We start from the raw sequence: 10,026 nt of genomic DNA, 5'->3' as shown, positions 1-10,026 counted from the left end.
GAGAGCTGGAGCGCTCCATCCAGGGCTGGGACGGCGTCAAGGCCGCCCGCGTCCACCTGGTGATCCCCAAGCGTCAGCTGTTCGAGGAAGACGCCGAGAAGCCGACCGCCGCCGTCACCATCAGCACCGGCCGCGAGCCCTCGGCCGACATGGTCCGCGCCGTCCAGAACCTGGTGGCCGGCTCTGTCGGCGGCATGAAGCCCGAGGCCGTCAATGTCATCGACCAGCACGGCAAGACCCTGTCGGCCGGCAATGACGGCAGCCTGGCCGGCAAGCTGGCCCAGGACGCCAAGAGCGAGGCCGAGGCCCGTATCGGCAAGCGGGTCCAGGAGATGATCGACGGCGTGCTCGGCCCGGGCAAGGCGCGCGTCAACGTCACCGCCGACCTCGACCTGAACCGCGTCACGGTCCAGGAGCGCAAGTTCGATCCGGACGGCCAGGTCATCCGCTCGGAAAGCACCAACGCCAACAACGCCAGCGAGACCAAGAACGACGACACCGGCGGCGTCACCTCGACCCAGAACATTCCCGGCCAGACCCCGAACGGCTTCCAGCCCCTGGGCTCCAAGCAGGACAGCAACGAGAGCGTCACCAACTACGAGATTTCGGAAAGCACCAAGACCACCGTCCAGGAGCCGGGCGCCCTGCTGAAGCAGGCCGTGTCCGTGGCGATCGACGGCATCACCGCCCCTCCGGGCAAGGACGGCAAGCCGGGCGCCTACACCCCGCGCACCGCCGAGGAGATGGCGCAGATGGAGCAACTGGTGAAGACCGCGATCGGCTTCGACCAGGCGCGCGGCGACCAGGTTTCGGTGGTCAATGTCCGCTTCCCGCAGCCCGAGGAGCAGGGTCTGGGCAAGGCCGGCCTGCTGGACGGCATGGACAAGAACGACCTGATGCGCTTCGCCGAACTGGCCGTGCTGGCCGTCGTCGCCCTGCTGATCCTGCTGTTCGCGGTCCGCCCGTTCCTCAAGAGCCTGATGAGCCCGCCGCCGACCCCGCTGGGCCTGGCGCTGAGCGCCCCGCAGGTCACCCGCATGGTCACCCTGTCGGACGGCTCCACGCAGGAAGTGGTCATCGACCAGTCCGGCGAGCCGATGGCCATCTCCGGTCCGGGCGACATGGACCAGCGCATCGACATCGCCAAGATCGAGGGCCAGGTGAAGGCCTCGTCGATCAAGCGGGTCTCCGAGTTCGTCGAACGTCATCCCGAGGAATCGGTCGCGATCCTCCGCTCCTGGCTGCATGAGTCGGAGTAGTCGATGAAAACCTCCGTCAACGACGTCAAGAACCTAGCCGGGCCGGAAAAGGCCGCCATCGTGCTGCTCGCCCTGGGCGAAGAGCACACGGCGATCTGGCAAGCCCTGGACGACGAGGAAATCAAGGAAGTCTCCCAGGCCATGGCCGGCCTGGGCACGGTCTCGGCCTCGGTCGTGGAAGAGCTGCTGGTCGAGTTCGTCTCGGGCATGAGCTCGACCGGCGCGATCATGGGCTCGTACGAGCAGACCCAGCGCCTGCTGGCGTCGTTCATGTCGCCCGAGAAGGTCGACCAGCTGATGGAAGAGATCCGCGGTCCCGCGGGTCGGACCATGTGGGACAAGCTGGGCAACGTGAACGAGGCGGTGCTCGCCAACTATCTGAAGAACGAATACCCCCAGACCGTCGCCGTGGTGCTGTCCAAGGTGAAGTCCGACCACGCCGCGCGCGTGCTGGCGTCCTTGCCGGAAGACTTCGCCCTGGAATGCGTCACCCGCATGCTGCGGATGGAGCCGGTGCAGCGCGAGATCCTCGACAAGATCGAGCAGACCCTGCGCACCGAATTCATGTCGAACCTGGCGCGCACGTCCAAGCGCGACAGCCACGAGATGATGGCCGAGATCTTCAACAACTTCGACCGCCAGACCGAGGCGCGCTTCATCGCGGCCCTGGAAGAGCGCAACCGCGAGGCCGCCGAGCGCATCCGCGCCCTGATGTTCGTGTTCGAAGACCTGTCGAAGCTGGATCCGGGCGGCGTCCAGACCCTGCTGCGCGCCACCGGCAAGGAACAGCTGGCCCTGGCCCTGAAGGGCGCCTCGGACAAGCTGCGCGAGATGTTCTTCTCGAACATGTCCGAACGCGCGTCGAAGATCATGCGCGAGGACATGGAAAGCATGGGTCCGGTGCGTCTGAAGGACGTCGACCAGGCCCAGGTCGCCATGGTCCAGGTCGCCAAGGACCTGGCCGCCAAGGGCGAGATCATGCTGGCCGGCGCCGGCGCCGAAGACGAACTCATTTACTAGGGAGATGGCTGAATGACCGACATCGCCCACAAGCGCTTCACCTTCGACACCGTGTTCGACGACCGCGGCGGCATGACCGCGCCGGTGCGGGTGAAGAAGAATTTCACCCTGGAAGAGCTGGAAGAGGCCAAGGCCGAGGCCTACGCCGCGGGCGAGCAATCGGCCGTCGCCCAGGCCGAGCGCGAGGCCGCCATGGCTCTCAACACCATCGGCCAGGCGATCCACGGCGCGTTCTCGACCCTGACCGCCGTGGCCCACGAGCACCGCGAGGGCTCGGCGATGCTGGCCCTGGCCTGCGGCCGGGCCATCGCCGACGCCGCCCTGGACCAGTTCCCCGAGGCCCCGGCTCAGGCGGCCCTGGTCGCCCTGGCCCGCGAGGTCGAGGCCAGCCCGAAACTGACCGTCCGGGTCGCGCCGCATCTGGTCGAGCGCACCCAGGCCGCCCTGGAGGCCACCGCCAGCGCCATCGGCTTCCCCGGCCAGATCCTGGCCCGGGCCGACGCCCATCTGCCGGCCGCCGCCTTCCTCCTCGACTGGGGTGACGGCCGCGCGGCCTTCGACCCTACGGACGCGGCCGCCCGCGTCACCCAAGCCCTCGAGGCCGCGATCGCGGCTGAGGGGCTCCACGCCGAACCCCTGCTGCCTGCTAGCGAAAGCTGATCGTCATGTCCGAAGACAATCTCACCCTCGACGAATTCGGCGGCTCGATGCTGGCCTCCGAGATGCCGGTCGAGCTCAGCGACAAGATCGCCTCGGACCTGGCGCCGGTCTTCGACGTGCCGGTCAACATCTCCGCCGTGCTGGGCCGGGCCCACATGTCGGTGGCCCAGCTGCTGCAGCTGTCGGCCGGCAGCATCCTCGAACTGGACCGCAAGGTCGGCGAGGCGATCGACATCTATGTGAACAACCGCCTGGTGGCGCGCGGCGAGGTCGTCGTCGTCGACGAACGGCTGGGCGTGACCATGACGGAAATCATCAAGGACGGCGACGCCACCGGCTAACCGCCAGCGACGTCGAGTGAAGCTTAACCAGTTGAACTGCCGGGGCAAAACAGCCCCAACGGAGATAGAACGATGCGCCTCCTGGTCGTCGGAAAACTGAACGGACAGCTCTCGGTCGCCGTGAAAATGGCGATGAACACCGGGGCCAAGGTCTCGCACGTCGAGACCTGCGAAGCGGCGACCCACGCGCTGCGGGCCGGGCAGGGGGCCGACCTGCTGATGGTCGACTACGCGCTCGACATCGCGGGCCTGATCGCCACCAACGAGTCCGAGCGGATCCGGGTGCCGGTGGTGGCCTGCGGGGTCGACGCCGATCCGGTGCGCGCCGCCGCCGCGATCAAGGCCGGAGCCAAGGAGTTCATCCCGCTGCCGCCGGACGCCGAGCTGATCGCCGCGGTCCTGGCCGCCGTCACCGACGACAATCGTCCGATGATCGTCCGCGATCCGGCCATGGGTGACGTCATCCGCCTGGCCGACCAGGTCGCGGGCTCGGAAGCCTCGATCCTGATCACCGGCGAAAGCGGTTCGGGCAAGGAGGTGATGGCCCGTTACGTCCACACCAAGTCGCGTCGGGCCAAGGCGCCGTTCATCAGCGTCAACTGCGCCGCCATCCCCGAGAACCTGCTGGAGAGCGAGCTGTTCGGCCACGAGAAGGGCGCCTTCACCGGCGCCGTGGCCCGCCGGGTCGGCAAGTTCGAGGAAGCCAACGGCGGCACCCTGCTGCTRGACGAAATCAGCGAGATGGACACCCGCCTGCAGGCCAAGCTGCTGCGCGCCATCCAGGAGCGCGAGATCGACCGGGTCGGCGGCTCCAAGCCGGTCAAGGTCGACATCCGCATCCTGGCCACCTCCAACCGCGACCTCGCCGCCGCGGTGAAGGACGGCACGTTCCGCGAAGACCTGCTCTATCGCCTGAACGTCGTGAACCTGCGCCTGCCGCCGCTGCGCGAGCGCCCGGGCGACGTCATCACCCTGTGCGAGCACTTCGTGAAGAAGTACTCGGCCGCCAACGGCGTCGCCGAAAAGCCGATCTCGGCCGAGGCCAAGCGCCGGCTGATCGCTCACCGCTGGCCGGGCAACGTCCGCGAGCTGGAAAACGCCATGCACCGCGCGGTGCTCCTGTCGCCCGGCGCGGAGATCGAGGAGTTCGCCATCCGCCTGCCGGACGGCCAGCCCCTGGCTCCGGCTCCGGACGTCGCGGTGGCCCGCGGCGCCCAGATGGCGGCCGACGCCGTCTCGCGCACCTTCGTCGGCTCGACGGTCGCCGAGGTCGAGCAGCACCTGATCATCGAGACGCTGGAGCACTGCCTGGGCAACCGCACCCATGCGGCCAACATCCTGGGCATCTCGATCCGCACCCTGCGCAACAAGCTCAAGGAGTACGGCGACGCGGGCGTCTCGGTGCCGCCACCCCAAGGCGGCGTCGCCGCCGCCTGAGATCGGTGAACCCTGTTCGGGCGCCGCGACCATCGGTCCGGCGCCCAACATGGCTAATTTCAATTAAGACCCTGGCGACTTCGCGCAAATCGCTTCACGCGAAGCTAGGCAACAGGATCGACGATTTGAATGTCTGACGCCGCCGTCCCCAAGGCCGCCTCTTCGATCCCCAGCGCCAGTTCGCTGTGGGCGGGGATCCTGCGCGGCGAAATGGGACTGGCGCTGGGCGTCGTCGGCATCATCGTCCTGCTGATCATTCCGGTCCCGGCCATGCTGCTGGACCTGCTGCTGGCCATCTCGCTGACCGGCGCCGTGCTGATCCTGATGACGGCGATCCTGATCAAGAAGCCGCTGGAATTCACGTCGTTCCCGACCGTCCTGCTGGTCGCGACGCTCTACCGCCTGGGCCTGAACGTGGCCTCGACGCGCCTGATCCTCGGCCACGGCCAGGAAGGCTCGCACGGGGCCGGCGCCGTCATCGCCGCCTTCGGCAACCTGATGATGCAGGGCAACTTCGTCATCGGGGTGATCGTCTTCATCATCCTGGTGGTGGTGAACTTCATGGTCGTCACCAAGGGTTCGGGCCGGATCGCCGAAGTCGCCGCCCGCTTCACCCTGGACGCCATGCCCGGCAAGCAGATGGCCATCGACGCCGACCTGTCGACCGGCCTGATCGACCAGGACACCGCCAAGCAGCGCCGCAAGGACCTGGAGCAGGAATCGACCTTCTTCGGGGCCATGGACGGCGCAAGCAAGTTCGTGAAGGGCGACGCCGTCGCCGGCCTGATCATCACCGCCATCAACATCATCGGCGGCATCCTGATCGGCGTCGTCCAGCACAAGATGCCGCTGGGCGAGGCCTCGGCCTCCTACACCCTGATGACCATCGGCGACGGCCTGGTCAGCCAGATCCCGGCCCTGATCATCTCGATCGCGGCCGGTATGGTGGTGTCCAAGGCCGGCGTCGAAGGCAGCGCCAACAAGGCCCTGACCACCCAGCTGGCCATGAACCCGGTCGCCCTGGGCATGGTCTCGGCCTCGTCGGGCGTCATCGCCCTGATCCCGGGGATGCCGATCATTCCCTTCGCCGCCCTGGCCGTGGGCTCGGGATATCTGGCTTACCGCCGCGCCCTGAAGGCCAAGGAGCCCCAGCCGCTCGACCCCGCCGCCCTGGCGGCCCTGGCCGAGGCTTCGGCCGAGCCCGAGGAAGAACCGATCAGCGCGTCGCTGGCCATCGACGACGTCAAGATCGAGCTGGGTTACGGCCTGCTGACCCTGATCAACGACCTGGACGGCCGCAAGCTGACCGACCAGATCCGCGCCCTGCGCAAGACCCTGGCCACCGAGTTCGGCTTCGTCATGCCGCCGGTCCGGATCCTCGACAACATGCGCCTGGCCAACCAGGGCTACGCGATCCGCATCAAGGAAATGGAAGCCGGGGCCGGCGAAGTCCGCCTGGGCTGCCTGATGGCCATGGACCCGCGCGGCGGTCAGGTGGAACTGCCCGGCGAGCACGTGCGCGAACCCGCCTTCGGCCTCCCCGCGACATGGGTCGAGGAAGCCATGCGCGAGGAAGCCACCTTCCGCGGCTACACCATCGTCGATCCAGCCACCGTGCTGACCACGCACCTGACCGAGATCCTCAAGGAGAACATGGCCGACCTGCTCTCCTACGCCGAGGTGCAGAAGCTGCTGAAGGACCTGCCCGAGGGCCAGAAGAAGCTGGTCGACGACCTGATCCCCTCGGTGGTCAGCGCCGCCACCATCCAGCGCGTGCTGCAGGCGCTGCTCAAGGAACGCGTGTCGATCCGCGACCTGCCGCAGATCCTGGAGGGCATGGGCGAGGCCGCGCCGCACACCGCCTCGGTCGTGCAGCTGACCGAACAGGTCCGCGCCCGCCTGGGCCGCCAGCTGTGCTGGGCCAATCGCGGCGAGGACGGCAGCTTGCCGATCATCACCCTGTCGGCCGAATGGGAGCAGGCCTTCGCCGAGGCCCTGGTCGGTCCGGGCGAGGACAAGCAGCTGGCCCTGGCGCCGTCGCGCCTGCAGGACTTCATCCGCGGCGTGCGCGAAGCCTTCGATAGGGCCGCGATGGCCGGCGACAGCGCCGTGCTGCTGACCAGCCCGGGCGTTCGCCCCTATGTCCGTTCGATCATCGAGCGCTTCCGCGGCCAGACCGTGGTGATGAGCCAGAACGAGATCCACCCGCGTGCGCGCCTGCGCACGGTGGGGATGGTCTAGCTTCACTATTGGCCTTGATCTGGGCGGGAATTCCCGCTCCGCGTCTCGGACATGATCGATTCCGCATGAGATTAGACTCTGCGGCGCGTCGAGCTTTACGGCGATATCGCCTTATTTCGCCCCGAAATGGTCACCTGTTGTTTCGGACTATTTCGGAACCGTGGCCGGAAGGTCGCGTTTCGTTTGGCAAGGCGGGGGCCTTCACTCACGACGGAGCGCAAATCATGAAGACCAAGATCGCTATGTTCGCCGCCGCCGCGACGCTTTCGCTGGCTGGCGCTGCTTTCGCCCAATCGACGGCTCCGGCCGCCGCACCGGCTCAAACGCCCGCGACCACCTCGTCGACCACCACCACGACGACGGCGCCGGCTCAAGCCACCACGCCGGCCGCCCCTTCGGCCGCCACTCCGGCCACGCCGGCCGCCGCCCTGCCGGGCGCGCCGGTCCAGTCGACCACCAGCAGCACGACCAGCACCACCAGCACGGCGGCTGACGCCGATGCGGCGGGCACCCCGTCCTCGGCCAATGTCGCCCTGGACCTGAAGGTCGGCTCCGAGGTCAAGGATCCCTCCGGCGCCGTGGTCGGCACGATCGCCGGCGTCACCACCGGCGCCGACGGCGCGACCAACGTAGTCGTGACCAGCGGCGAGAAGAAGTTCGCCCTGCCCAAGGCCAGCTTCAGCGCCGCCACCACCGGCGGCCTGCAGACCACGGCCACCAAGGCGCAGATCGACGCCACCCTGGCCGGCGCCAAGCCGCAGTAACCGGCGGTTGTCCACCTGATCGTCCTCTGACGATCCGCGAGCCCGCTCGGCATTGCCGAGCGGGCTTCGCGCTGCTAGCGATGGGCCAGTACCCGGCGGAGCTCCCGCTGACATGAGGGGTGTCGGATGGCTCCGGCCAGAAATACCAAGGCCAGTGGCTCAAGCGGTCTGTTTTGGGACCTGCTGACGTTCGACCGTCTCGTGACGGGACCGGTGATTCATCTGATCTATTGGGCCGGCCTCGGCGTCGTGGCCCTGTTCGCCTTCTCGGTGGTCGGCGCGGCCGTCGGCCTGGCGCTGAAGGAGCCGGGCCTGCAATCGCTGCTGCTGGCCTTCCCCGTGCTGGTCGCCGGCCTGCTGGTCGCCGCGGCCATGGTGCTGCTGTGGCGCGCCTTCTGCGAGTTCTACGTCGCCATCTTCCGGATCAGCGAAGACCTGCGCGCGCTGCGCCAGGCCAGTGACGCCGACCACGCCGTGGCCGCCGTCACCCGTCCCCCGGCCCAGGCGACGGTCCAGAAGCCGCTGGGCTGACCGTCGCGGCGCCTGCGACCGAATAACGCGGTTTACGAAAATTGACCACGAAGCTTGAGGGTGGGGGCGGTTCCCGGCGTCTAAGCGGCAGGAGACATATCCGGTCTCCCGCCGGAGATGCACGTTGGCCGCCGATCAAGAACCTCACCTCGTCGACATCCACGTGGGCGCGCGCATCCGCACCCGCCGAAAGTCGATGGGCCTGAGCCAGACCCAACTGGCCGACAGCGTCGGCATCACCTTTCAGCAACTGCAGAAGTACGAGCGCGGGACCAACCGCGTCAGCGCGTCCAAGCTCTATGGCATGGCGGTGACGCTGCAGAGCTCGGTGGCCTGGTTCTTCGAAGGCATGCCGCCGCTGGAGGGCCTGGGCGAGGGCGACGAGCGGATCAAGGCCGTGCGCCGCTTCATGTCCACCCAGGAGGGTGTCGAGCTGGCTTCGCTGGTGCCGCAACTGCCCATGGCCCAGCGCCTGCAGATCCTGGCCTTGGCCAAGACGCTGAGCCTGAACGCCGACGACGAGCCGGTCGCGATCTAGGCTCTGAAAGCCTCGGCCAGGGCCGCCGCGCCGGCCTTGGGCCGGCCGGCGTTGTCGAACGCCGCCGGGGCGTCGCCGGCGTTCTCCGCCGTCAGCCACGAGTCCCGGTCGCGCAGCCCCCACAGGGTGAAGGCGAAGCGCTGGCGTTCGGGCAGGGCCATGAACGCCTCGGCCGCCTCGGCATAGACGGCCGCCTGGCGACGCTGCAACTCGGCGCGGGACAGCAGCTTGTTTTCCGAACGGGTCAGCGACACGTCCAGCTCGGAGACGTGGATCGGCAGGTCCAGGCCGGCCAGTTCGCGGATCATCCGGGTGATCTGGCCCGGGGCGATGTCGGCCGCCACATGCATCTGGGTGCCCAGCCCCGTCAGCGGCGCGCCCGAGGCCAGCAGGCGCTCGGCCAGCTTCAGGAACGTGGTGCGCTTCCTGGGCAGGTATTCGAGATTGTAGTCGTTCAGCAGCAGGACGGCGTGCGGGTCGGCCTCGCGGGCGGTGCGATAGGCCAGGGCGATGTGCTCGAAGTCGCCCAGGCGCTGGGACCACAGGCTGTCGCGCCAGCCGTTACCGTCCTCGGCCACCGCCTCGTTGACCACGTCCCAGCCGACGACCTGGCCGCGATAGCRGCCGGCCACGGCGTGGATGTAGTTGCGATAGGCGTCGGCGAAGGCCACGCGGCCTTCGTCCAGCCGTTGGAAGGCCTCCGGGACCTGGGCGTACCAGACCAGGGTGTGGCCCAGCAGGCCCATGCCGTGGGCGCGGGCGAAGGCGGCGATGCGGTCGGGGGCGTCGAAGCGGAACGAGCCGTCCGGCTGGACGATGTACTCCATCTTCATCTGCCACTCGGGCGTCAGCTGGCTGACCTCGCGGGCCAGCAGGGCGGCCAGGGCGGGATCGTCCAGGTGCAGGGCCTGGACGCAGGCGCCGATGCGGAACGGCGCCAGGCTCTTGAGCGGCGGCAGGTCGGCGGGGGCGGGCTGGCTCTGGGCTTTCGGGCTGCACGCCGAAATCGCGAGAGCGGAGCCGAGGATGGCGCGGCGACTTATCTCCTCACCCGTGGAGCGTGGCGCAACGGGGGAGGGGGACCGCGAAGCGGTGTAGAGGGCGTCCGAAGGGCAAAGCGTCAGTGGAACGCCCCCTCCGTCACGATGCGTATTCGCATCGCGCCACCTCCCCCGCTTTGCGGGTGAGGTGTAGAGGCTACCGCCCACCGACCGCCGCCCGGCGCAGGCCCAGCT

Annotated in this window: 10 protein-coding genes and 1 pseudogene; 10 read left to right on the top strand and 1 reads right to left on the bottom strand. The window is 68.4% G+C overall.

Annotated features, from left to right (window positions below; all coding sequences use genetic code 11):
- The 9 genes from fliF to AC1DZ6_RS11080 form a co-directional block, all read left to right on the top strand.
- A partial coding sequence (gene fliF, locus AC1DZ6_RS11120) for a flagellar basal-body MS-ring/collar protein FliF (RefSeq protein WP_477097240.1) occupies window positions 1-1,259 on the top strand: 1,259 nt, incomplete at its 5' end.
- A gap of 3 nt (window positions 1,260-1,262) precedes the next feature.
- Complete coding sequence (fliG, locus tag AC1DZ6_RS11115; protein ID WP_477097239.1) at window positions 1,263-2,279, top strand: flagellar motor switch protein FliG; 1,017 nt, start codon at window positions 1,263-1,265, stop codon at window positions 2,277-2,279.
- 12 nt (window positions 2,280-2,291) lie between these two features.
- A complete protein-coding gene (locus AC1DZ6_RS11110) occupies window positions 2,292-2,939 on the top strand; it encodes a FliH/SctL family protein (RefSeq protein WP_477097238.1) in 648 nt (215 codons plus the stop codon).
- A 5-nt stretch (window positions 2,940-2,944) separates the two neighbouring features.
- On the top strand, window positions 2,945-3,280 hold the full coding sequence (gene fliN / locus AC1DZ6_RS11105; protein ID WP_477097237.1) for a flagellar motor switch protein FliN: 336 nt from the start codon (window positions 2,945-2,947) through the stop codon (window positions 3,278-3,280).
- Between the two features lie 72 nt (window positions 3,281-3,352).
- Window positions 3,353-4,717: a sigma-54-dependent transcriptional regulator FlbD gene (gene flbD, locus AC1DZ6_RS11100; RefSeq protein ID WP_477097236.1), complete on the top strand. Its 1,365-nt coding sequence runs from the start codon at window positions 3,353-3,355 to the stop codon at window positions 4,715-4,717.
- Window positions 4,718-4,846: 129 nt separating this feature from the next.
- Window positions 4,847-6,958, top strand: a complete 2,112-nt coding sequence (gene flhA, locus AC1DZ6_RS11095) for a flagellar biosynthesis protein FlhA (RefSeq protein ID WP_477097235.1) — start codon at window positions 4,847-4,849, stop codon at window positions 6,956-6,958.
- Between the two features lie 224 nt (window positions 6,959-7,182).
- Window positions 7,183-7,722 (top strand): hypothetical protein, encoded by a 540-nt coding sequence (locus AC1DZ6_RS11090; RefSeq protein WP_477097234.1) that lies wholly within the window; start codon window positions 7,183-7,185, stop codon window positions 7,720-7,722.
- 126 nt (window positions 7,723-7,848) lie between these two features.
- The gene (locus tag AC1DZ6_RS11085; protein WP_477097233.1) at window positions 7,849-8,253 is read left to right on the top strand and encodes a DUF4282 domain-containing protein; all 405 of its coding nucleotides are present in this window, start codon (window positions 7,849-7,851) and stop codon (window positions 8,251-8,253) included.
- Window positions 8,254-8,377: 124 nt separating this feature from the next.
- Window positions 8,378-8,791: a helix-turn-helix domain-containing protein gene (locus AC1DZ6_RS11080; RefSeq protein ID WP_477097232.1), complete on the top strand. Its 414-nt coding sequence runs from the start codon at window positions 8,378-8,380 to the stop codon at window positions 8,789-8,791.
- On the opposite strand, the gene AC1DZ6_RS11075 is transcribed toward AC1DZ6_RS11080, so the two are convergent.
- The gene (locus tag AC1DZ6_RS11075) at window positions 8,788-9,798 is read right to left on the bottom strand and encodes an endo-1,4-beta-xylanase (RefSeq protein ID WP_477097241.1); all 1,011 of its coding nucleotides are present in this window, start codon (window positions 9,796-9,798) and stop codon (window positions 8,788-8,790) included. The two genes, AC1DZ6_RS11080 and AC1DZ6_RS11075, sit on opposite strands and share 4 nt — an antisense overlap.
- A gap of 34 nt (window positions 9,799-9,832) precedes the next feature.
- Here AC1DZ6_RS11075 and AC1DZ6_RS11070 point away from each other — a divergent pair.
- A pseudogene (locus tag AC1DZ6_RS11070) lies at window positions 9,833-9,985 on the top strand (hypothetical protein).
- Window positions 9,986-10,026 lie beyond the last annotated feature (41 nt).

The organism is Caulobacter sp. P1_B12_2, assembly GCF_056406675.1.
Note: the sequence above shows the minus strand (reverse complement) of the source record. Positions and strands in the feature narration are given on the sequence as shown.